The following is a 22,401-nucleotide window of genomic DNA, read 5'->3' on the forward strand; positions in this document are numbered from 1 at the left end:
GGCCAAGGGGCGAGGTCCTCGGTGGCTCGGCGTCAGAAGTCGAACTCGCCCTTCTTGGCTCCGTCGACGAAGGCGTCCCAGACGGTGGCGGTGACCACGAAGGGGGGTTGGTGCGGGGCTTCGGTGTCGCGTAGGGCGACTCGTCCCTCGGGGAGGGGGGCGATCTCCAGGCAGTCTCCGCCGTTCGATCCGCTCTTGGTGGCCTTGCGCCATGGGGCGGACTTCAATTCGGCGTTCAGGTCCATAGTTTCTCCGCCTCTCTGATCAAATCTATCGAAACGTGCTAGGGTAACGCCTCGGCGCGGATGGTGTCGTATCTGCTGTGGACGGCCTTAACGTCTTCTAGCCGGTTGGAGACGTGGCCGTGAGTCGCGGAGTCGATATATACGGTATCCGCACCTTCTGGGAGTTGGGCGATCACGAACCCGCCGAGGAGGCCCGTGGTCGAGCCGACGGCTAGGGGGCACGATCTGGATGCCGACACGCGGAGACTTGATCGCTTCTAACAGGCCGGCAAGTTGGTGCCGCATGACGTCTTTCCCGCCGATGGGCCGGTGGAGGTTCCCTCGTCGAGCACGGCTCTGAACAGCGGGGCGGTGGTGCCTGTGAGGACCTCTTGTCGTTCCAGTCGCCCTGCCACCAGTTTCTCTACCTGTTCATCGGTGATGCCAGGTTCTCCGCCTATGACCACTCGTGCGTAGTTCTCGGTCTGTAGGAGGCCCGGCACGTACAGCGGTTGCCATGTGTGCAGGCTGTGGGCTTCCTTCTCGATGTCGAGCCAGTCGCGGAACCATCCGGGGGTTGCCTCACCGCTTAGGCGGGTCCATCGCCGGATCAGTTCGCCGTTGAGATCCAGGGCGGCATCGCAGCGTTGTACGAAATCACGGCTCGGGGTGCGCTGACCCCTCTCCACGAAGCCGACCAGACTCGGGCTGAATCGGATGATCTGTGCCAAGCGTTCCAGGGACAAATCAGCTCTCTTTCGATGCGCGCGAAGTTCGATACCAAAGAGCGTTAAAGGCTTAATGGGAGGATCATGACGGGTGGTTTGTGTGCTGTTTGCTGGGATCTTCCCCGTGATCCCGCTGTGGTTGGGAAGACGCGGCGGATGGTGGGGGAGGCGCTGGTTGGGCGGGGGATGGCCATTGTCGGCGCGCTCGCGGACGAGGTGGGGGTGGTGCCGATGGCCGGATCGCCGGGGAAGACCGGTTGGGCGTGCTGGCGGCTTGCCGCATCGGGGACGGCTTGAAGGCGGGGGGTCAGTGGGCGGTGCTGATCCGGGAGACGTGGTACTGGCGGATTCGCCAGGTGCCCTGGTCGTGCCGGAGGACCAGTGACAGGTGTACGGCGGCTTCCCAGCCGACGGGGTCGCGGAAGGTGACGTCGGCGAAGCCGCCGGCCGTCTGGTCGGCGATGGTGTAGGTGGAGACGACGGTGACGTCGGCGGTGCGGTCGTCCGGCACCGCCTCGTAGTAGGCGCGCACCGCGGCCCGGCCGGTGAGGACGTCGGGGCCGAAGCCCTGGAAGAGGGCGTCCGGGGTGAACAGGTCCGCCATCGCGTCCGGGTGGTGGTCGTCGAACGCGCTCTTCCATCGGTCCAGAATCTCGCGCACCGGGTCGGTCATCGGGTCGGCCTTCCGAGGAGTGGGTGTGGAACAGGGTGGGGGGAGGGTGGCCGTGGAAGCATTGGTAGCCGACCGGTCTATTAAAAAGTAGTCGACCGGTCGATATACTTGCAACATGGGACGGACCAGTGATGCCAGGGAGAAGATCCTCGCCGCCGCGAGGTCGCTCATCGAACTGCGGGGCTACTCCGCGTTAGGCGTGGCCGAGATCTGCAAGGCCGCGGGGGTGCCGAAGGGGAGTTTCTACCACTTCTTCGCGTCCAAAGAGGTGCTCGCGCTGGCCGTCATCGACGAGCACTGGGCCGTTCAGCTCCGTGACTGGACTCGCGTCCTTCGCGGTGAGGCCGAGCCGCTCCAGCGGCTGCGGCAGTTGTTCGAGGAGACCGAGGCGGCTCAGCGGGCCGGGCAGCAGAGCTGCGGGACCGTCTCGGGGTGCCTGTTCGGGAACCTGAGCCTGGAGATGAGCAACCAGACCGAGGGCATCCGCGAACGCCTCCAGCAGATCTTCGACGCGCAGGTCGAGATGGTCGGCACGGTCATCACCGAGGCCCTGGAGCGTGGCGAGGTCACCGTCTCCGACATCCGTGAGGCCGCGCGGTCCGTCGTCGCCCAGCTTGAAGGCCAGGTGCTCTTCGCCAAGCTCTACAACGACACCCAGCGGCTCGACGTCCTGTGGGCGAACTGCCTGGCCCTGCTCGGCGCCCGCATCGACCAGGACACGCCCGCCGCCGCGTGAAACCCCCGCCCCCGGCCCGGAACATTTTCATTTCGGAGGAGAGGAGGTCACCATGAGCGCTCAGGGGCCCAAGGTGGCCGTCATCACCGGGGCGTCGCAGGGCATCGGCGCCGGTCTGGTCGCCGCCTACCGCAAGCTCGGATACGCCGTGGTCGCCAACTCGCGCACCATGCCCGCGCCGCAGGATCTTGACGTCCTCGCCGTCCAGGGCGACATCGCCGATCCCGATGTCGCCGAGCGGGTCGTCAACGCGGGTGCCGAACGGTTCGGGCGCGTCGACACCCTGGTCAACAACGCCGGGATCTTCCTGTCCAAGCCCTTCACCGACTACACCGAGAAGGACTTCGCCCTGCTCATCGGGGTGAACCTCGCCGCGTTCTTCCGTGTCACGCAGCGCGTCATCCCGCACATGCTCCAGCAGGGCGGCGGCCACATCGTCAACATCACCACCAGCCTCGTCGACCACGCCAAGTCGAGCGTGCCGTCCGTGCTGGCGTCGCTGACCAAGGGTGGCCTGCAGTCCGCCACCAAGTCCCTGGCCATCGAGTACGCCGGCCGCGGCATCCGCAGCAACGCCGTCTCCCCGGGCACCATCAGGACCCCCATGCACGCCGCCGACACGCTCTACGAAGGACTGCCTCCCGTCGGACGCATCGGTGAGGTGAGCGACATCGTCGACGCGGTGATCTACCTGGAGACCGCGCCCTTCGTGACCGGCGCGATCCTCCACGTCGACGGCGGCGAGAGCGCCGGCCACTGACCCACGGGAAGAGACACGATGACTTCGCCGCTGACCGCTCTCGGAGTGAGCACGCCGATTCTGGCCGCGCCGATGGCCGGCGGCCCCAGCACGCCCGCACTGGTCGTCGCGGCGGCTCGCGCGGACGGCCTCGGGTTCCTCGCCGGTGGGTACAAGACCGCCGACGCGCTGGCCGCGCAGATCACCGAGGTCCGCTCCGAAGGCGTGAGCTTCGGGGTCAATCTCTTCGCGCCCAACCCCGACCCCGTCGATCCGGAGGCCTTCCGCCGTTACGCCCGTGCCATCGCGCCCGAGGCCGAGGCCTACGGCGTCGACGTACTGGCGGCCGGCGTCGTCGAGGACGAGGACCACTGGCCGGACAAGATCGACCTGCTGCTGTCCGACCCGGTACCGGTCGTCAGCTTCACCTTCGGCATCCCCGAGGCGCCGGTGATCGCCGCGCTGCGCGCCGCGGGAACCGTGGTCGTCCAGACCGTGACCTCCTCCGCCGAGGCCCGCCAGGCCGCGGAGGCGGGCGCCGACATGCTGGTGGTGCAGGCCTCCGCCGCGGGCGGGCACTCCGGCACGCTCACCCCGCGGCACATACCGGCGTCCATCCCGCTGATCGACCTGCTGGGACAGGTACGCGAGGCCGTTTCGCCGCCTCTGGTCGGCGCGGGCGGGCTGGCCACCCCGGACGCGGTGGCCGAGGCGCTGCGGGCCGGAGCCGCGGCCGTCGTGGTCGGCACCGTCCTGCTGCGCGCGGACGAGGCCGGTACCTCACGTCCCTACAGGGCCGCGCTGGCCGACCCGGCGCGGCGCGAGACCGTGGTGACCCGGGCGTTCACCGGCCGGCCCGCGAGAGCACTGCGCAACGACTTCACCGACCGGTACACCCACCTGGCTCCCGCCGGCTATCCCGCGCTGCACCACCTGACCGGCCCGATGCGCAAGGCCGCCGCGGCGGCGGACGATCCCGAACGCATCAACCTGTGGGCCGGTACCGGCTACCGCCACGCCACCGCGGAGACCGCCGTGCGGATCCTGCGGCGGCTGGCCTCCTGACTAGGTGGACAGGGCCGGTGTGCGGGTCACCGGCCTGCCTCCGGCGCGGGCCAGGTCGGCGAAGCGGGTGGCGTTGTGGAGGGCGGCGGCGTTCGGGTCGTTGTTGAAGTAGACGTAGACGTCCCCGGTGTCCCAAGTCTCCGTCAGACGGTGGAGCCATGAGCGGAGTGCTGCCTCGCCGTAGGAGGGCCAGGGGGTGGCTCGCCCCTGGTGGAAGCGCATGTAGCCCCAGTCCGCGGTGCGCCACAGCGGGCTCGCCGGCCTGCCGAGGACGTCGGCCCAGCACAGGGTGGCGCCGTGGGCCCTGAGGATGTCGCGGACCTCGTCCGTCCACCACGAGGGGTGGCGTGGCTCGACGGCCACCCGGACGTGGCCCGGGAAGTGGCCGAGGCATTCGTCCAGCCGCTCCGGCTCGGCGTGAAGGGTCGGCGGGAGTTGCAGGAGGACCGGCCCGAGCTTGGCACCGAGACCCTCGGCGGCGGCCATCAGGCGGCGCACCGGCTCCTCGGGTTCCTTCAGGCGCTTGATGTGGGTGAGGAAGCGGCTGGCCTTGACGGCCATCACGAAGCCGTCCGGGGTGCGGTCCCGCCAGCGCTCGAACGTGTCCCGGGACGGCAGGCGGTAGAACGCGTTGTTGTTCTCGACCGTCCCGAACGACTCGGTGTACCGCTCCAGCCAGAGACGTTGCGGCACCCCGTGGTACAGCACGTCGCGCCAGTGGGCGTACTGCCAGCCGGAGGTCCCCACGAGGATCATGCGGATACACCCCCCTCGCGGAACTGCATGCCCTGGGCGTCCCGCGCCACACCCGGAAGGGCCGCGAGACCCCCGTCGAGCTGCGCGGCGCCTGCACCTGCGCCTGGTCCGACTACTCGGCCCCCGCGGCGGATTCCGCCTCCTCGCCTTCACCGTCCGCTGAGCGGCGCCGCGTGTGCTGGGTTATTTCAGTTGTTCTGGCGGGGAATGGGCTGACACGATCGCCGGCATGCCTAAGTTCTCTTCGTATGACGGGACAGAGCTCGCTTATCACCTGCGCGGTGCGGGGGCGCCGCTGGTCTGCCTGCCGGGTGGGCCGATGCGGGATTCCGTCTACTTCGGGGATCTTGGAGGGCTGTCGGCGTATCGGCGGCTGGTGCTGCTGGATCTGCGGGGGACCGGGGAGTCGGCGGTGCCCGAGGATGTGGGCACCTATCGCTGTGACCGGCAGGTCGACGACGTCGAGGCGTTGCGGGTCCACCTCGGGCTTGAGCGGATGGACGTGCTCTCGCACTCGGGCGGGGGGAACCTCGCGGTGCTGTACGCGACCCGGTATCCCGAGCGGGTCGGCAGGCTCGTGCTGGTGGCGCCGAGTGTCCTGGCCGTCGGGATCGCCGTCACGGGGGAGGACCGGCAGGAGGTCGCGCGCCTGCGTAAGGACGAGCCCTGGTACCCGGAGGCGTCGGCGGCGCTGGAGGCCGTTGTGTCCGGCAGCGGCACGGAAGACGACTGGGAGGGCATCGCGCCGTTCTTCTACGGACGGTGGGACGGGGCGGCGCGGGAGTACCACGCCAACGACGAGACGCAGCGGAACCAGGAGGCCTCGGTCGCGTACGTCGCCGACGGTGCCTTCGACCCCGAGGCCACGCGCGCCGCGCTGGCGAGGTACACCGCGCCGGTGCTGCTCCTCGCGGGGGAGGTGGACCTGAACAGCGTGCCGAGGGCGGTGCGGGAGTTCGCGGGGCTCTTCCCGAACGCCGACCTCGTCGTGCAGGCGGGTGCGGGCCACTCCCCGTTCCTCGACGACCCCGAGCGGTTCGCGACGACCGTCGCCGGGTGGCTGAAGTGACGGCCGTCAGCCCTTGACCTTCTAGCCGCCCCACCCGGACGGCGCCCTGGGCCCCTGCCACCAGCGAGAGCATGCCGATGACCGGCCTCGTCACGGTCAGGCGCGTCGCCGCCGAGGCCGGGCTAGGGAAATCCCCAGGGGTCGCCCCGAGGTGGGAGGCGGGGGTGTGGATCTAGCGTCGGCGGGACGTGGATCCAGGAGGAGCGGGTCAGATGACGGATCTTGCTGCGTTCCGGATGAACCGTGCGCCGATGCGCGCGGTCACAGGGGACGACGAGCGTTATTTGCGGCTGGGGGACGGGGGACCATTCGTCGCCGCGTTGAAGGAACTCGGGGAGCGGCGGGCCGAGGGGCTCGCGGCCGATCACCTGGGGGAGCTGAGTCCCGACCTGGCCGGGGTGCTGGGGGACGGGCCGGTGGGGAACTGGTTCCTGCGGGTGTTGCGGGAGCTGGACGGGTGGCTGACGGAACGGGGGAACGCGCCGGAGCCGGAGGCGTTCGACGAATACCTGGCCAAACTGCTCACGATGCTGCTCGACAGGGAGATCGACCTCGATCGGTTCACGCCGGGGGAGGACGCGGACGCCGCGTGGGACGCGCTGGTGGACGTGCTCTGCGCGGCCCTGCTGGTGACGTCCGCGGGGAGGACGGCACAGCGGGCGACGCGGCTGCTGGCGGTCGGGGGGCTGGTCGCGGTGCGGCTGGAGCGGTGCGGCGCGTTCGAGTCGGCGGAGGAGGTGTACGAGCTGCTGCGGCACCGTGCGCCGTTGCTGCCGTCGCCGCCGTTCCCGGGGATACTGCCGGACCGGCGGGTGCGGCTGGTGCGGGAGGCCACGGTCAGCGACCTGTACGTGGTGCGCAGCGAGTGGCGGTGCTACGAGGCCGGGGAGATCGCCGAGATCACCAACGTGCTGGCGGGGGAGAAGCTGGAGTACCGGCGGCTCAGCATCGACGAGCACGAGCTGACCGAGCTGCGGAGCGAGGAACGCGCCACGGTCGACGAGCAGAGCGACGAGCTGCGCGAGCAGACCGAGCTGTCGGAGGAGACCCAGCGCCAGGTCCAGCTCGCCGTGCAGGCCGACGGCCAGGTCACCACCAGCGGCCAGTACGGCCCGACGCAGGTCGACACGACGGTTGGCGCCTCGGCCGACTTCTCGGTGTCGGACGCCGTGCGCCGCGCCACCCGCCTGGCCCGCGAGTCGGTGCACAAGGCCGTCGCCCGGGTGGAGAACCGGCGCCGCACCGAGCGCACCGAGCGCACCCTCAGCCGTACCGAGGTCACCGACGCGCACACCCTGGACAACCCGGGGCCGGGCCACGTGCGCGGCGTCTACCGGTGGGTGGACCGCGTCGACCGCTACCAGGTGTTCCGCTACCCCGACCGGTTACAGCTGGAGTTCCAGTTCCCGGAGCCGGGGAACGCGCTGCGCCGCCTGCTGGCCGCGCCGGACCAGGCCACGCTCGACGACCCCGGCGACTTCACCGTGACCGTGGAAGAGATCACCCGCGACAGCTGGGCGCGGCTGGCCGGCGAGCATCAGGTGCTCGGCGTGGTGGCGCCGCAGGAGGAGACCGTCACGGTGTCCGTCACCCTGCACGGCGACAGCAGCACGCTCACCAAGGGCGAGGGCACCTGGAGCCTGGCCCCGGCCTCGGTGAACGAGGAGATCGCCCTGCCGCCCGGCTACCAGGCCGAGCACGTCGAGCTGGAACTCCAGGCCAACCCGCAGCTCGGAAAGTTCGTCCGGGAGTACACCGACGCCGGCAAGGACGGCGTCGAGACGATCGACAGGTTCCACGCCATCGCGGTCACCGCTTCCCTGGCCGGTCTCACCGAGTGGGACTTCCACGGCAACGGCATCGACAACACCATCCAGGCGGACGGCACCCAGCGCAAACAGGCCACCTACGCCTGGAAACTGCCCACCGGCAAGCAGCAGCTCCCCAGGCCGGTGCGCGACCGCCTGCCGGTGACGGTCGTCGCCGCCGGGGCCGAGTCGGTGACCGCCTCCGCGCTGGTCACCTGCCGTCTCACCGAGGAGTCGTACCAGAACTGGCGGCAGGGCGTGTACGACCTGCTGCTCGCCGCTCACCAGCAGGCCGTGCAGGAGTACCGCGAGGAGCAGGCCCGGCTGGCCCTGCGGGGCGCCGCCGCGCTGCGGGAACGCTCGCCGTCCCGGCACCGGCAGATGATCCAGGAGGAGCTGCGGCGCCTGGTAATCGCCTGGCTGACCGGCGAGTCGCCGTTCAAGGGCCGCCCCGCCGTGCGGACCGCCGGGGACGGCCACCCGGACGAGCACACCGACGTGGCCGCCTCGCTGGACGCCGCCACCGAGATCCAGTTCCTTGAGCAGGCGTTCGAGTGGCAGAACCTCGTCTACGTCTGCTACCCGTACTACTGGGCGCGGCCCGCCGAGTGGGACGAACTGCGCGTCCTGGACGCCGGGGACCCGGCGCTCGCCCAGTTCCTGCGCGCCGGTTCGGTGCGCGTCGTGGTGCCCGCCCGCCCCAGCCTGCAGGAGGCGGTCGAGCACTGGCTGACGTTCCGCCAGCCCTGGAGCGGCGGCGCCCCGCCCATGCCGGACGACAAGGCGTACCTCTCGCTCGCCCAGGAGATCCGCGACCAGCTCGCGCCGCCCGCCGACGGCGAGCCCGGCGAGTCGTGGGAGGTCCGGCTGCCCACCGCGTTCCGCTGGCTCGACGAGACCGCCGAACTGCCGCACAACCCCCGCGCCACCCTGGGCCTGCCGCCGCACCAGCCCGCGAACCCGATCTGCCTGAACGGGACGGACCATGCTGGTCGTCCTTGAACCCGGGCGCACCCCGGCGACGGCCCGCCTGCCCACGGTGCCGGTGATGATCGAGCTGGCACCCGGGCGGTCCACACGGGTCGACATCGAGACGAGCGAGAGCGCCGCCGCCGAGACCGTCGACCTGCTGTACCGGGTCGGCGGGCGCGAGCTCGTCGACCAGGTGGAGGACGAGACCGCCCGGACCGCCCTGGGCCCGGCGTGCGCCCGCCAGATCGCCGTCAACCGCAGGCTCGCGCTGGACGCCCTCATCCAGATCGACGAGGTCGCGCTGGCCGTGCTGAAGGACCAGCTCGACATGGCGCGCGGCACGCTGCGCCTGTCCCGGTACGGCCTGGCCGAGGTCGCCGGGAAGCTGGCCAAACCCCCGGTCGCCAACAGCGACGAGGCGCGGGACCGCTACCGCGGGCTGCGCGCCGCCGTCGCCGGCCTGGACGCCATGCGGCGCGGGCTGCGGATGTGGAACTTCACCGTCCCCGACAACGCGCCGCACGCCCGCGCCCAGTACGAGAGCCAGCTGGGGCCGTACGTGGCGGCGTTCCGGGCGGCCACCGAGCAGTGGCCCGCGCTGGCGGTGTGCGGCGGCGAGCTGCTGACCGCCCTGGGCAAGCGGAGGGGGTCGTCGGTGCGCGCGTGGGCCCAGGCCGACGACGGGACGCCGCTGGACGACCTCATCAAGGACGCGCTCGCCGAGACCTGGACGGATCTGCTCGACAAGCAGCCGGGCTTCCTCCGGGACCAGCGGACCGGAAGCGCCAAGGCGATCAGGACCGCCGAGCTGCTCGTCGGCATCGGCGGCAGGCCGGAGAAGGTGTTCGGCACGACCCACCCGCTGTGGCGGCACCCCTTCCTCGTGCACACCGCCCTGCAACGGCTCGACCTGCGGCCCGGCGACATCGGGCACGCCGCCGCCGTGAGCGCCCTGCGGTACGCAGAGGAGGACGCCGCCGCCGGGCGGGCCGCCAAGGCGCGGGACGACGCCGTGCTCGGCTGGGCTTCCATCGGGTTCGGCGTGTTGTCCCTCATCCCGGTGATCGGCCAGTTCGCCCTGGCCGCCGCGCTGGTCGTCACCGCCGTCCGCGCGTTCAGCGAGACGGTCGAGTACGTCGACGAGCAGGCCCGCAGGCAGGCCGTCGGCCCCCTCGCCGACCGTTTCGGCTTCGCCGAGCCCGACGCCGCCGGGCTGGTCGTCACCCTGCTCGACCTCGCCTCCAGCGTGGCCCTCCCCGTCCTCGGCAAGGCCATCGGCCAGGTGCTGCGTCCCGCCGGGCGGCTGGTGGCCGCCGCCCGCGTCCAGTCCGCGCTCCAGCTCGGCGAGCACGCGGCCGACCTGGCCGGGGTCGTGGTCGACATGAACTCCGCGCTGCTGGAGAAGGAACTCCTCCGCCTCGGGCTGGACAAGGTCGAACGAGGTGGTTCCCCATGAGCCTGGGCAAGAAGGCCAAGCAACTGGCGGTGAACGCCGCCGTCCCGCATCCCCACCCGGCCAAACTCGCCGCGGCCCCGGACCCGCCGATCACCGCGAGCACGCTGTCCCACGCGTCCCCCGGCCCGGGTGCGCTCCCGTCGCCCCACCTGCCGGGCACCGTCCCGGCGGGGCTCGGCGTCCCCTCGGCCGAGGCCCCCGCGTTCCGTCCGCACGTGTCGCAGGCGCGGCTGGGGCTCACCCTGGAACGGGCGTCGGCGGCGTTGCCGCAGGGCGCGGGAGCCAGGCTCGTCGCGGCCGCCGAGGACGCGCTCGGCGGGCGGACGCTCGACCAGCTCACCGCCGCGGAGACCGGTGAGCTGCGCGCCATGCTCCAGGGCATGATCGCCAAGTCGGCGCCCGGGGCGGAGCGGCTCCAGCGTGAGCTGCGGGAGCAGATGCGCGACCTGCGCGGCGCCAAGGTGGGCGCCGACCTCGCGGTGTCCAGCGCGCCGGCGCCGGGCGGGACGTGGCTGTTCTACCACTCCCGGTCCAAGACGGACCCCGTGATCGCGGGTGAGGCCTTCGTGCCGGTCCGCCCGGACACTCCCGTCCCGGTCAAGCCCCCGGACCCGGCGAAGGCGGGCCTGGCGGGACAACCCCGCTGGCGCGGCCCGGACGGCGAGCTGACCACCGTACGCCCGCCGCTCCCGGCCACCCCGGTCCGCGCCAGGTCCGAGCTCGGCCCCCAGGCGCTGGATCTCGGTCCGGACCTGGTGCTGGCCGAGATCCGCCGCGCTCAGACCGAGGCCGCCGTCCAGGCCGCCGCCGTCACCCGCCCCCGGAAGCTGGACGCCAGAGGCCTCACAGCTTCCCGTACCGGCACCCGCATCTTCGCCATCGAACGCCACGCCTACCCCCTGAAGGGTGGCGCCTACGACGAGAAGATCGTGGTCAGGACCGTGACCGGTCCCGAGTCGGCCAGGCTCCCCGACAGCGAACTGGACAAGATCCTCCCCCCGGCCGGGAAACTGGGCGACCCCCGCTTCCAGGGCTACGCCCGCTGCCACGCCGTGGGCCCCATCCTCGGCGACGAGACCCTCGCCGGCCTCGCCTACGCGCCTCACGAGCTGTTCAACCTGCTGCAGAAGAACACCATCGAGGACTTCCTCCGCTGGAACGTCAAACGCTCCGGCCGCCTGAACGTGAAAGCCGGCTCGGACGTCACCGTCAGCGTCTACCTCCAGCACGTGGTCACCGCCAAGGGCGACACGATCCCCCTGCTCCGCGCCGCCCACTACGACGTCGACCTCGGCTCCGGCAGCCGCGCCACGGTCGTCCTGTCCGTCGACGAGGCAGGGAAGGTGGACATCGAGGTCCGCTGAACACCGGTCAGACGGCCGTGAGGGATTCGAGGAGGCCTGCGGCGGTTCCGACGTCCTCGGTCAGGGGACGGTCGGCGGGATCCGGGTTCAGCTCGCGGGCCGCCATGGCGAAGGCGGTGCCCACGAGGGTGGCCGGGGGCGGGGGGCGGTGGCGGAGGGCGCGGACGGCGGTGACCAGTTCGCAGGCGAGGACCAGGCGGTAGGCGGTCGCGGCGTGGAGGGTCTGGCGGGCGGACTGGGAGGCGAAGCTGGCGTGTTCCTCCAGGCCGCGGGACAGGACGGTGTGGCCCAGGGAGGCGGGGTGGGCGTTGGTGCGGAGGTCGGCCAGGGCGGAGGAGGCGGAGTACTCCAGGACCATGAGGCCTGAGCTGCCCGGGGGGCCCTCGGCCAGGAAGGCGGGCAGGCCGGTGAAGGCGGGGTCCATCAGGGAGGTGAGGCGGGCCGCGGACAGGTGGGCGGTGTTGAGCAAGGCCAGGCGCAGGTGGTCGAGGGTGAGGGTGAGTTTGGCCAGGTGGAAGCCGCCGTGGTGGTGGACGGTGGCGGCGGGGGCGTTGATCAGCGGGTTCTCCGGGGCGGAGTTGATCTCCAGGTGGAGGACCTGTTCCAGGGCGGACAGCGCTTCGAGGGCCGCGCCGTGCACCTGCGGGTGGCAGCGGTAGGCGAAGGGGTCCTGGATGCGGGCCGGGGCGGGCCAGGCGCCGGCCAGCAGGCGGCGCGTCTCGGCGGCGACCTCGGCGTTCCCGGGATGCGGGCGGATGGCGTGCACGTGCTCGTCGTACGGCTCGCCGCTCGCGTTCACCGCCAGCAGGGCGAGGGCCGCGACCACCTGGGCGGCGCCGAGCAGGCCTCGCAGGTCCGCCCACGCCAGGGCCGCCTGGCCGACGGTCAGGGCGCCGCTGCTGCAGAAGGCCAAGGCGTCGCCGGATCCCGGGGTGACGGGCGCCGGGGGATCGCCGTGCGGGTCCGGGATCGGCGGGCTATGGGAATCCTTGGCCCACCTCGGTGCGGGTGTCGGGAGGCTATGGGAATCCCCGGGCCACCTCGGTGCGGGTGTCGGCGGGCTCTGGGAGCCCTTGGGCCGCAGGCTTGGCGTGGGTTCCGGTCGTGTGGAGGCCCAGGGGCGTTCGCCGATGAGGGTGAGGGCCGTTTCGGCCAATGCCGTCAGGTCGCCGGTGCCGAGGGAGCCGAGCTCGTGGACCTCCGGGAGGTGGCCGGAGTTGAGGGCCTCGGCCATCGCCTGGGCGAACGCGGGGTCGGTGCCGCCGCCACCGGAGAGGATCTGGTTGGCGCGTACGGCGAGCATCGCGCGTACGTGGTCCGGTGGCAGGGGCGGGCCGATCCCGGCGGCGTGGCTGCGGAGCAGGCGCAGGCCGTGGGCGTCGTCGGCGGCCTCCTGGGTGCGGTTGGCGCCGACGCCGGTGGTGCGGCCGTAGACGGGGCGGCGGGCGGCGATCTCCTCGGCGGCCTTGCGGGCGGCGGCGGCCCGGTCGAGACCGCCGGGGTCCAGCCGTACCGGCAAGGCGGTGCGCGCGATGTCCGCGATGTCGGCGGGACGGATGCGGGCACCGTCCAAGGTGATGATGCGTGACGCCATTACGATGAGCCCCTTTGGCCCACCTTACGTGGAAATATCGGCTGACATGGGGCTTCGTGTGGCCGACGCGAGCTGAGGCCCGGGAGACGGCTTCGGGTGAACCACCACGCGACGGCCAGGTTGGGCACCCGAGGAGGCACCCGGGGGTCTTCCCGGGGGCCGCCGGGGCCGCGGGCTTCCCGCCTTCCGGATGCGCGGGGAGATCGCGGGCACGTAACCGGATGCGCGGGGAGATCGCGGGCACGTAATTCGTCATCCGGGTTTCGTCGCACAATTTCCAGCCCGGCGAAGAACGCGGGCCCGCGACGGTCATCGCCGCCATGGAAAAGGGTTTCCCGGCTTTCGCCGGGCCGGGTTCGGTTTCCGGACGCGGCCGGCCGGTCGATTAAGGGAAGCCGGTCAGGGCGGGTGGACCGGCGGGAATGGCCGGTTGACATGTTTTCATGCGGCGACCATCATGCATGAAAGCATTCATGCGTGACGGTGGACGGGAGACGCGATGAGCCGGCCGACGGACCCTGCCGTCGAGGACGCGTCGCGGGTCGCCGGGCGGCTTCAGGAGATCGTCCGCGGGCACCGGCTGTCGCCGTCGCAGCGGCGGATCGTGCGCTACCTGCTGGAACGTCCGCGGGAGGCGGTGTTCCTCACCGGGAACGACATCGCCGAGGCGGTCGGGATCAGCCAGCCGTCGGTGACGCGGTTCGCGTTCGCGCTGGGGTTCAGCGGGTTCCCCGAGTTCCGGGACCACCTGCGCGCCGCGCTGCGGGACGGGCGGCAGGCCGAGCCGCCGGGGCTCAACCCCGTGCAGGCGATGGTCGACTCCGAGGTGCGTAACCTAGAGTTGTTGCGGGACGGGCTGGCCGACACCGGGCGGCTGGCGGAGGTCGGGGCCGCGCTGGCGGCGTCCCGGCCGTTGCCGGTCGTCGGGCTGCGGGTGTCGGCGCCGCTGGCGCACCTGTTCGGGTACCTCGCGGCCAAGGCGCACCCGGACGTCCGGGTCGTCGACGCGCCGGGATCTGTCCTTGCGGACCGGCTCAGCCGGGCCGCCGACGCGGGCGCCACGTGGGTGCTCGCCTTCGGGCTGCCCCGTCACCCGCGCGAGCTGCTCGAAGGGCTCGTGTGGGCCCGGGGCGCGGGGCTGCGGGTGGCGCTGGTCACCGACCAGTCGGTCGGCGCGCTCGTCGAGCAGGCGGACGCGGTGCTGGTGGCGCCGGTCAGCTCCCACTTCGCCTTCGACTCCCAGGCCGCGCCCACGGTGCTGTGCGCGGCCCTGGTGCATTCGATGATCGGCGCGCTTCCCGTGCGGGAGCAGGCGTCCATCGAACACTTCGAGGACGGCGCCGCGCGACGCCGGCTCTTCCTGTCCGACTGAAGGAGATGACCCGATGAGCGACCAGGCCCGCCGGACGATCCGGTCCCCGAGAGGCACCGATCTGTCCTGCCTCGGGTGGCAGCAGGAGGCGGCGTACCGCATGCTGCACAACAACCTGGACCCCGAGGTCGCCGAGCACCCCGACAAGCTGGTCGTGTACGGCGGGACCGGGAAGGCGGCGCGGGACTGGCCGTCGTTCGACGCCATCGCGCGGACCCTCCAGGGGCTGAAGGGCGACGAGACGCTGCTGGTGCAGTCGGGGCGGCCGGTCGGCGTGCTCCAGACGCACGAGTGGGCGCCCCGGGTGCTGATCGCCAACTCCAACCTCGTGGGGGACTGGGCCACCTGGGAGGAGTTCCGGCGGCTGGAGGCCCTCGGGCTGACCATGTACGGCCAGATGACCGCCGGTTCGTGGATCTACATCGGCACCCAGGGCATCCTGCAGGGCACCTACGAGACGTTCGCCGCCGTGGCCGCCAAGCGGTTCGGCGGCACGCTGGCCGGGACGGTCACCCTGACCGCCGGGCTCGGCGGCATGGGCGGGGCCCAGCCGCTGGCCGTCACCATGAACGGCGGGGTGGCGCTCTGCGTCGAATGCGACCCCTCGCGGATCGCCCGGCGCATCGAGCACCGCTACCTCGACGTCCAGGCGGACAACCTGGAGGACGCGCTGCGGCTGGCCGCCGAGGCCCGCGCCGAGCGGCGTCCCCTCTCGATCGGCCTGCTGGGCAACGCCGCCGAGGTGCTGCCGGAGATCCTCGCCATGGACGCGCCCATCGACATCGTCACCGACCAGACCTCGGCGCACGACCCGCTGTCGTACCTGCCGCTCGGCATGGCGTTCGACGACATGCCCGGTGAGGCGGCCAAGGACCCCGCCGCCTTCACCTTGCGTGCCCGCGAGTCGATGGCCCGACACGTGGAGGCCATGGTGGGCTTCCTGGACAAGGGCGCCGAGGTCTTCGACTACGGCAACTCCATCCGGGGCGAGGCCAAGCTGGCCGGGTACGCGCGCGCGTTCGACTTCCCCGGCTTCGTGCCCGCCTACATCCGTCCCCTGTTCTGCGAGGGCAAGGGCCCGTTCCGCTGGGCCGCCCTGTCCGGCGACCCCCGGGACATCGCCGCCACCGACCGCGCCGTCCTGGAGCTGTTCCCCGAGAACGAGTCGCTGGCGCGCTGGATCAAACTGGCCGGGGAGCGGGTCGCGTTCCAGGGCCTGCCCGCCCGCATCTGCTGGCTCGGCTACGGCGAACGCGACCGCGCCGGCGTCCGCTTCAACGAGATGGTCGCCTCCGGCGAGCTGTCCGCCCCCGTCGTCATCGGCCGCGACCACCTGGACGCCGGCTCCGTCGCCTCCCCGTACCGCGAGACCGAGGCCATGCTCGACGGCTCCGACGCCATAGCCGACTGGCCCCTGCTCAACGCCATGGTCAACGTGTCCTCCGGCGCCACCTGGGTCTCCATCCACCACGGCGGCGGCGTAGGCATCGGCCGCTCCATCCACGCCGGCCAGGTCGCCGTCGCGGACGGCACCCCTCTCGCGGCCCGCAAGCTGGAACGCGTACTGACCAACGACCCCGCCATGGGCGTGATCCGCCACGTCGACGCGGGCTACGAACAGGCGGAGACCACGGCCACCGAACGCGGCGTGACCATCCCGATGTCGAACAGCGATCCTCGATGAGCCCGGCGACCGATGCGCCGGTACGCGCGCGGTTCGAGGCCGTCTGGCGGGAGCTCGCGGTCATCGGGGACGGCGGGGCGGCCGGGTATCACCGGTTCGCCTGGACGGCGGTGGACCTGGAGTTGCGGGAATGGTTCGCCGGACAGGCCGCCCTGCGGGGCATGCCCTGTGAGCGGGACCGTAACGGCAACCTGTGGGCCTGGTGGGGCACGCCGGGTCCCGGGGCCGTGGTCACCGGGAGCCACCTGGACAGTGTGCCCGGCGGCGGGGCGTACGACGGGCCGCTGGGGGTGGTGTCGGCGTTCCTCGCGGTCGACCTGCTGCGGGAGCGCGGCGTGACGCCGTCCCGGCCCATCGCCGTGGTGGACTTCGCCGACGAGGAGGGCGCCCGGTTCGGGGTGGCCTGCGTCGGCAGCCGCCTGCTCACCGGCGTCCTCGACCCCGGGGACGCCCGCGCACTGCGGGACGCCGACGGGATCACGCTCGCCGAGGCGATGAGCGCCGCGGGCGCCGATCCCGGAGCGATCGGCCGCGACGACGAGGCGCTGTCCCGCATAGGCGCCTTTGTCGAGCTGCACATCGAGCAGGGCCGCGGCCTGGTCGATCTCGGTGCACCCGTGGGTGTCGCCGCGGCGATCTGGCCGCACGGCCGCTGGCGCTGCACCTTCCACGGCGAGGCCGACCACGCGGGCACGACCCGCCTGGCGGACCGCCGCGACCCGATGCAGCCGTTCGCGTCCACCGTCCTCGCCGCCCGCGACGTCGCCGGGCACCTCGGCGCCCTGGCCACCTTCGGCAAGGTCCACGTCACCCCCAACGGCACCAACGCCATCCCCTCCCGCGTCGACGCCTGGCTCGACGCCCGCGCGCCCGACGAGGCCACCGTCCACGAGACGGTGTCCGCGATCACCCGGGCGGCCGAGAAGGCCGCGGCGGGGCACGGTGTGCGGGTGGAGGTGCACCCCGAGTCGTACACGCCGCTGGTCGAGTTCGGCGTCCCCTTGCGCGACCGCCTCGCCGCCACCCTGGGCGGCGCCCCCGTCCTCCCCACCGGCGCCGGGCACGACGCCGGCATCCTCTCCTCCCACGCGCCCACCGCCATGCTGTTCGTCCGCAACCCCACCGGCACCAGCCACAGCCCCGCCGAGCACGCCGGCACCGGCGACTGCGTGACGGGGGTGACGGCGCTCGCCGACGTCCTGGAAGACCTCACCCGCACCTGACCGGTGCCGGATTCGCCACGTCGCCCCGGAGCAGGCGGGGAGCGTGGCATGCTGGTCACTTTCTTCCCCTTAGAGGCACTTGACAGTGGGGCGGTGCCCGCAGGGGAATGGCGAAACGGCGAGCGGGGGAACTACGTGGCGGTGACCGTGTACTACGCGGATCATGCGTGGCTGGGCGGGGACGGGGTCGTGGCGGGGGTCGTCGTCGAGGTGACGGGGGAGGCCATCTCGGACGTGCGGCAGGAGGCCGGCGGGCCGCCGCCGGGGGCCGTGCACCTGCGGGGAGTGACGATCCCGGGAATGGCGAACGCGCACTCCCACGCCTTCCACCGGGCCCTGCGCGGTCGCACCCAGCGGGACCGGGGGACGTTCTGGACGTGGCGCGAGCAGATGTACCAGGTCGCCGCGAGGCTGACGCCCGAGCTGTACCACCGGCTGGCCGTCGCGGTGTACGCGGAGATGGCCCTGGCCGGGATCACCTGCGTCGGCGAGTTCCACTACCTGCACCATGACGCCGAGGGCCGCCGCTACGCCTCCCGCAACGCCATGGGCGAGGCCCTGGTCGCCGCCGCGGCCGACGCGGGCATCCGCATCACGCTGCTGGACGCCTGCTACCTGACCGGCGGCTTCGACGTCCCCCTCGCGGGCCCGCAGACGAGGTTCACCGACCTGAGCGCCACCGCCTGGGCCAACCGCGTCGACGACCTCCTGGACGACGTCACCACCCGCGGCGAGGCCACCGGGAGCCCGTTCGGCGGCCACGCCCGGGTCGGCGCCGCCCTGCACTCCGTCCGCGCCGTCCCCGCCGACGAGATCGGCATCGTGGCCGGCTGGTCCCGCGCCCGCGGCGTCCCCCTGCACTTCCACCTCTCCGAGCAGACCGCCGAGAACGACGCCTGCAAGGCCGCCCACGGCCGCACCCCCACCGAGCTGCTGGCCGACCACGGCGCCCTCGGCCCCGCCTCGTCCGCCGTCCACGCCACCCACCTGACCCCCGCCGACATCTCGTTGCTGGGTGCCGCGGGCACCACCGTCTGCGCCTGCCCCACCACCGAACGAGACCTGGCCGACGGCATCGGCCCCCTCCGCGACCTCGCCGACGCCGGCACCCCCCTCTCCCTCGGCAGCGACAGCCACGCCGTGATCGACCTGCTGGAGGAGGCCCGCGCCGTGGAGCTGGACGAACGCCTCGCCACCCGCCACCGCGGCCACTGGCAGGCCATCGACCTCCTCCGCTCCGCCACCGAAACCGGCCACGCCTCCCTGGGCTGGACCGAGGCGGGCCAGATCCGCCCCGGCGCCCCCGCCGACCTGGTCACCGTCTCCCTCGACTCCGTCCGCCTCGCCGGCGCCCACCCCACCACCCTCCCCGAGTCCCTGATCTTCGCCGCCACCGCCTCCGACGTCCGCGAGGTCGTGGCCACCGGCCGCCACATCGTCTCGGGCGGCCGCCACCTGCTGGCCGGCGACGTCCCGGCCCTCCTGGCGGCGGCCATCGGCGAGGTCACCCGGGCCGAGTAGACGGCGGCGGCCGTGCCTACGGCCGCCGCCACCGCAGCAGCAACCGCAGCACGTCCAGCGCCGCCTTCCGCCGCTGCGGCTTGCGCGACCAGACGGCGGGGAGGATGACGGCGAGGCAGAGGAAGATCCCCACCGCGACCACGAGAAACCCTAAAATCACCGGGTGGACCACGGCGTAGAGCGTGTTGTACATGGGACCCTCCAAGTCCCCGGGGCCACCTGCCGCGGCCCGTTCCCGGGAACCGTCTCGCCCTCCGGCCCCCTCATCCCGCGATCCCGTCCAGGTCCGGAATATCCGGATGTTCGCACAGGCCGGCGCGGTGTGTCCGGTGTCCGCGCCGTACTCCACGAGACACCGGACAGATGACGCCGCTCGCTGAGTTCTGCGCTCGATTATCCGGACTGGTCGACGAGTCCGGAATCAAGCAGGCGGCCCTCGTCGAACCTACCGGCCGCAGCAAACAGGCGCTCAGCTCCGTGCTCAGAGGCGAGATCAAACGGGCCCCCGACTGGGCCGTGGTGTGGGCCGTCGTGGAGACGTGCGCCAAGCACGCGGAGAAGCACGGCAGGATCCTCGGCGTGTCGGTCGACAAGTCGTACTGGCGGCAGGAGCACGCGCTGCTGGAACGAAGCCTCGACCGGACCGAGGAGAAGACCCCCGAAGCCCGCCCCGGCCGCCCCATCGTCCAGTGGGACCCGTTCCGGCTCGGCGTCCACCAGGTGATCGCGGTGGGATCACCGACCGGCACGCGGCCCCTGCCGCCGTACATCACCCGGCGGCACGACCGCGAGTTGCAGCGCCTGCTCCAGGCCCCCGAACGCCATCCGATGATCGTGCTGACCGGTTCGTCGTGCACGGGCAAGACCCGCGCCGCCTGGGAGGCGGTGAACCGCGCACTGCCCAGGTGGCCGCTGCTGCGCCCGTTCAACGGCACCGCGCTGCTGTCCGCCGTGGAGGACGGTTTGCCGGGCCCGGTCGTGCTGTGGCTGGACGAGTTGCAACGCTACGTGGAGGGCGCGGACGCGGTCGTCACGGCCCTGGACGAACTGATCAGCGGCGACACGCTGGTGGTGGTCCTGGCCACCATGCCGGCGACGGCATGGGACACCTTCACCGCGCGACCGGCACAAGGAACGGCCGATCCGCACGCCGCCGTACGCGAACTCCTCAACGCCTGCCGTCACATCGCCGTCCCGGAACGCCTGGGCGCCGACCCGGACGCGATGCGACGGCTGGCGGAGCTCGGCGGGCGGGACGCCCGGCTCGCCTACGCGGGCAAGGCGGCCGGACAGGACGGCAAGGTCATCCAGGCCCTGACCGGCGGCCCGGAACTGGTCCGCCGGCACCGGGACGGCACGGACCCGGTGTGCGCGGGCATCGTCACCGCCGCCGCGGACGCCGGGATGCTGGGCACGTCCGCTCCGGTGCCCGCCGGGTTCCTGCGCGAGGCCGCACCACACTATTTGCGGCCGGAGCAGCGGGCGGTCGGTGAAGAAACGGACTGGTTCACCGAGGGCCTGGCCGCCGCGACCTTCCAGGTGCACGGCGTCGCCGCGCTCACCGGCGTCCGCGAGCAGCCCGGCATGGGCCCGCCGGACGGTTACCGGACGCACGAATTCCTCGCACAGCACATCCACGGCGAACGCAGATGGGTGCGTGTCCCGGCGGGTGTCTGGGAGGCCCTGGCGCGCTGGGTGAGCACGGACGAGGACCGGCTGGCCGTCGCCAAGGCCGCCGGCGAGAGGAACCTGAAGCGGCTCGCCGCGACGGTGGTGCGGCCGGTGGCGGAGGCCGGTGACCACGCGGGCCTGGCGCGGATGCTCACCGCGATGGCGGACCATCCGGATCGTGACGCGTGGGTCCGGTACGGGGCCGCGCGGGACGACGGGTCGTGTCAGTGGGAGATGGCGGAGCGGGCGCGGGAGGAGGAGCGTGACGCGGACGCGGCGTATTGGTGGCGCCGGCTGGTGGTCGCGGACGACGGCAGAGGCATGTCCGACCTCGTCGGCCGGCTGAGGGATGCCGGACTACTCGATGAGGCTCTCCAATGGCTCAGCCCTGCGGTGACGGCGGGGAGCTGGATCGCCGTCACGGCCACGGTGAAGGTCCTGCGCGCGGGTGGCCGGATCCAGGAGGCGGTCCGCCTGCTGGTGCCGCTCGCCGAGAGGGGAGACTTGGATGCCGCCGTCGCCCTGACAGGTCTGGTCGAGGACGCCGGGGAACGATGGCGCTGGCGGGTGGTGTGCGCCGAGGCGGGACACAGGTGGTCCATGGTGGACCTGGCCGCCGGGCTGAGGGAACGCGGCGATCACGCGGAGGCCGGGTCGTGGCTGGAGAAGGCCGCGGCGGCGGGGAGCAGGCGGGCGATCCGGACCCGGCAGAAACCGCTGCTGGAGGCGGGCAGGTACAACGAGGCTGCCGAGTTGTGGCGGGTTCGCGCGGATCAGGGGAGCTACACCGCGAAGTCCACCATGGCGGATCTTTTCGAGCGCGGAGGCGACCTGGACGCGGCGGAAGCGGTCTGGCGACGGCTGGCCGGGTCCGGTGACCTCTCCGCCATGCGCTCACTCGGTGAGTTGCTGGCCCGGGCGGGGAGGTGGGCGGACGCGGAACGGTGGTTGCGGCGTGCCGCGGTTGAGATCGCGGGCAAGACGGCGCTGTCTGATTTCCTGGCGGTGACCGGCCGCGGGGAGGAGGCGCTGGAGCTCTGGCGGGAGGCGGCCGAGGCGGGTGAGGAGCACTCCGTCCGCAGCTACGCCGAGCTGCTCAAGAAGGTCCGCGGCGCGGACCACGCGCGGTCCTGGCTGGAGGAACGCGCGGACACGGGTGACGTCGAGTGCATGTTCCTCCTCGCCGATCTCCAGGAGGACCCGCACGCCGCGGAGCGGTGGGTCGTCGAGGCCGCGGAAGGCGGTCACGGCCTGGCGGCCCGCGGTCAGGCTCGTGTGTTCGAGGAGCGGGGCGAGGCGGATCGTGCCATAGAGGTGCTCCGGCCTTCGGCGTCCACCGACCGCAGGTCCCGGTTGTGGCTGCGCACACATCTGGAACGAGCCGGCCGGCTGGCCGAGGCGGAAGCCGTCACGCGGGAGCTGATGGAGTTCGCCCTGCTGGGAGGCCCCTGGCTGCTGGCGGAGATGCTTCGTGATCAAGGGAAGGAGGACGAGGCCGGCGACCTGCTGCGTTATGGCATCGAGCCCGGTGGGGCGACGGCGCGGCCGTGGTCCGTGCTCCCGCCCGAGGACGATCGCTGAGGGTGTGGCCCGGCGGTGGGGGGTGGGTGGGGTGGGTGTGAGAGCGTGGATGGCGGCATGGTCGGGAACGGTGGATCGGGGGCCGGGGTGGCGTGGTTGCTCGTCGATGGGATGGGGGTGCTGGTTACCAACGATCCCGAGGTCGGGGTGGTGGAGGGCGCGGCG

Annotated in this window: 18 protein-coding genes and 1 pseudogene; 12 read left to right on the top strand and 7 right to left on the bottom strand. The window is 72.4% G+C overall.

From position 1 onward, the window contains the following. Nucleotides 1-32: 32 nt before the first annotated feature. From ACFP1K_RS32840 to ACFP1K_RS32855, 4 genes and pseudogenes are all read right to left on the bottom strand, one after another. A complete protein-coding gene (locus tag ACFP1K_RS32840) occupies nt 33-245 on the bottom strand; it encodes a DUF397 domain-containing protein (RefSeq protein ID WP_380760724.1) in 213 nt (70 codons plus the stop codon). 38 nt (nt 246-283) lie between these two features. After that, the gene (locus tag ACFP1K_RS32845; RefSeq protein ID WP_380760726.1) at nt 284-484 is read right to left on the bottom strand and encodes a Scr1 family TA system antitoxin-like transcriptional regulator; all 201 of its coding nucleotides are present in this window, start codon (nt 482-484) and stop codon (nt 284-286) included. A gap of 13 nt (nt 485-497) precedes the next feature. Then, nucleotides 498-1,081: pseudogene (locus ACFP1K_RS32850) on the bottom strand (helix-turn-helix domain-containing protein); the annotation flags it as partial. A 178-nt stretch (nt 1,082-1,259) separates the two neighbouring features. Continuing rightward, nucleotides 1,260-1,625: an SgcJ/EcaC family oxidoreductase gene (locus tag ACFP1K_RS32855; RefSeq protein WP_380760728.1), complete on the bottom strand. Its 366-nt coding sequence runs from the start codon at nt 1,623-1,625 to the stop codon at nt 1,260-1,262. A gap of 115 nt (nt 1,626-1,740) precedes the next feature. On the opposite strand from ACFP1K_RS32855, the gene ACFP1K_RS32860 reads away from it, so the two are divergent. The 3 genes from ACFP1K_RS32860 to ACFP1K_RS32870 are packed head-to-tail and all read left to right on the top strand — an operon-like array spanning nt 1,741 to nt 4,165. Further along, nucleotides 1,741-2,361, top strand: coding sequence for a TetR/AcrR family transcriptional regulator (locus ACFP1K_RS32860; RefSeq protein ID WP_380760730.1), 621 nt, complete (start codon nt 1,741-1,743; stop codon nt 2,359-2,361). Nucleotides 2,362-2,413: 52 nt separating this feature from the next. Beyond that, nucleotides 2,414-3,121 (top strand): SDR family NAD(P)-dependent oxidoreductase, encoded by a 708-nt coding sequence (locus tag ACFP1K_RS32865; RefSeq protein WP_380760732.1) that lies wholly within the window; start codon nt 2,414-2,416, stop codon nt 3,119-3,121. Nucleotides 3,122-3,139: 18 nt separating this feature from the next. Continuing rightward, nucleotides 3,140-4,165, top strand: a complete 1,026-nt coding sequence (locus ACFP1K_RS32870) for a nitronate monooxygenase (protein WP_380760734.1) — start codon at nt 3,140-3,142, stop codon at nt 4,163-4,165. Here the strand turns inward: ACFP1K_RS32870 and ACFP1K_RS32875 are convergent, their stop codons facing one another. Next, nucleotides 4,166-4,921 carry a DUF72 domain-containing protein gene (locus ACFP1K_RS32875; protein ID WP_380760736.1) on the bottom strand — a complete coding sequence of 252 codons (756 nt, stop codon included), beginning with the start codon at nt 4,919-4,921 and terminating at the stop codon, nt 4,166-4,168. 229 nt (nt 4,922-5,150) lie between these two features. On the opposite strand from ACFP1K_RS32875, the gene ACFP1K_RS32880 reads away from it, so the two are divergent. The 4 genes from ACFP1K_RS32880 (at nt 5,151) to ACFP1K_RS32895 (ending at nt 11,590) form a co-directional block, all read left to right on the top strand. Beyond that, complete coding sequence (locus tag ACFP1K_RS32880) at nt 5,151-5,990, top strand: alpha/beta fold hydrolase (RefSeq protein ID WP_380760738.1); 840 nt, start codon at nt 5,151-5,153, stop codon at nt 5,988-5,990. A gap of 212 nt (nt 5,991-6,202) precedes the next feature. Next, nucleotides 6,203-8,800, top strand: a complete 2,598-nt coding sequence (locus ACFP1K_RS32885) for a hypothetical protein (protein WP_380760740.1) — start codon at nt 6,203-6,205, stop codon at nt 8,798-8,800. Further along, nucleotides 8,784-10,226 (top strand): hypothetical protein, encoded by a 1,443-nt coding sequence (locus tag ACFP1K_RS32890; protein WP_380760742.1) that lies wholly within the window; start codon nt 8,784-8,786, stop codon nt 10,224-10,226. Before ACFP1K_RS32885 ends, ACFP1K_RS32890 begins: the two co-directional genes overlap by 17 nt. Next, nucleotides 10,223-11,590 carry a polymorphic toxin type 4 domain-containing protein gene (locus tag ACFP1K_RS32895; RefSeq protein WP_380760744.1) on the top strand — a complete coding sequence of 456 codons (1,368 nt, stop codon included), beginning with the start codon at nt 10,223-10,225 and terminating at the stop codon, nt 11,588-11,590. The genes ACFP1K_RS32890 and ACFP1K_RS32895 overlap by 4 nt, the downstream gene beginning before the upstream one ends. Nucleotides 11,591-11,597: 7 nt before the next feature. Here the strand turns inward: ACFP1K_RS32895 and ACFP1K_RS32900 are convergent, their stop codons facing one another. Beyond that, nucleotides 11,598-13,184 carry an aromatic amino acid ammonia-lyase gene (locus ACFP1K_RS32900; protein WP_380760746.1) on the bottom strand — a complete coding sequence of 529 codons (1,587 nt, stop codon included), beginning with the start codon at nt 13,182-13,184 and terminating at the stop codon, nt 11,598-11,600. 499 nt (nt 13,185-13,683) lie between these two features. On the opposite strand from ACFP1K_RS32900, the gene ACFP1K_RS32905 reads away from it, so the two are divergent. The 4 genes from ACFP1K_RS32905 to ACFP1K_RS32920 all read left to right on the top strand — a co-directional run bounded on the left by ACFP1K_RS32905 (nt 13,684) and on the right by ACFP1K_RS32920 (nt 18,984). Further along, nucleotides 13,684-14,556, top strand: a complete 873-nt coding sequence (locus ACFP1K_RS32905; protein ID WP_380760748.1) for a MurR/RpiR family transcriptional regulator — start codon at nt 13,684-13,686, stop codon at nt 14,554-14,556. Nucleotides 14,557-14,569: 13 nt separating this feature from the next. Continuing rightward, a complete protein-coding gene (gene hutU / locus ACFP1K_RS32910; protein WP_380760750.1) occupies nt 14,570-16,240 on the top strand; it encodes a urocanate hydratase in 1,671 nt (556 codons plus the stop codon). Next, the gene (locus ACFP1K_RS32915; protein ID WP_380760752.1) at nt 16,237-17,463 is read left to right on the top strand and encodes an allantoate amidohydrolase; all 1,227 of its coding nucleotides are present in this window, start codon (nt 16,237-16,239) and stop codon (nt 17,461-17,463) included. The genes hutU and ACFP1K_RS32915 overlap by 4 nt, the downstream gene beginning before the upstream one ends. Before the next feature lie 93 nt (nt 17,464-17,556). Beyond that, nucleotides 17,557-18,984 (top strand): formimidoylglutamate deiminase, encoded by a 1,428-nt coding sequence (locus tag ACFP1K_RS32920; RefSeq protein ID WP_380760754.1) that lies wholly within the window; start codon nt 17,557-17,559, stop codon nt 18,982-18,984. 16 nt (nt 18,985-19,000) lie between these two features. On the opposite strand, the gene ACFP1K_RS32925 is transcribed toward ACFP1K_RS32920, so the two are convergent. Further along, entirely contained in the window at nt 19,001-19,177 is a 177-nt protein-coding gene (locus ACFP1K_RS32925) for a hypothetical protein (protein WP_380760756.1), read from the bottom strand. A gap of 170 nt (nt 19,178-19,347) precedes the next feature. Between ACFP1K_RS32925 and ACFP1K_RS32930 the strand changes: the two genes are divergently transcribed. Then, nucleotides 19,348-22,236, top strand: coding sequence for a tetratricopeptide repeat protein (locus ACFP1K_RS32930; RefSeq protein ID WP_380760758.1), 2,889 nt, complete (start codon nt 19,348-19,350; stop codon nt 22,234-22,236). The last annotated feature ends 165 nt before the right edge of the window (nt 22,237-22,401 follow it).

This window comes from Sphaerisporangium aureirubrum (genome assembly GCF_042658925.1).
Lineage (GTDB): Bacteria > Actinomycetota > Actinomycetes > Streptosporangiales > Streptosporangiaceae > Sphaerisporangium > Sphaerisporangium aureirubrum.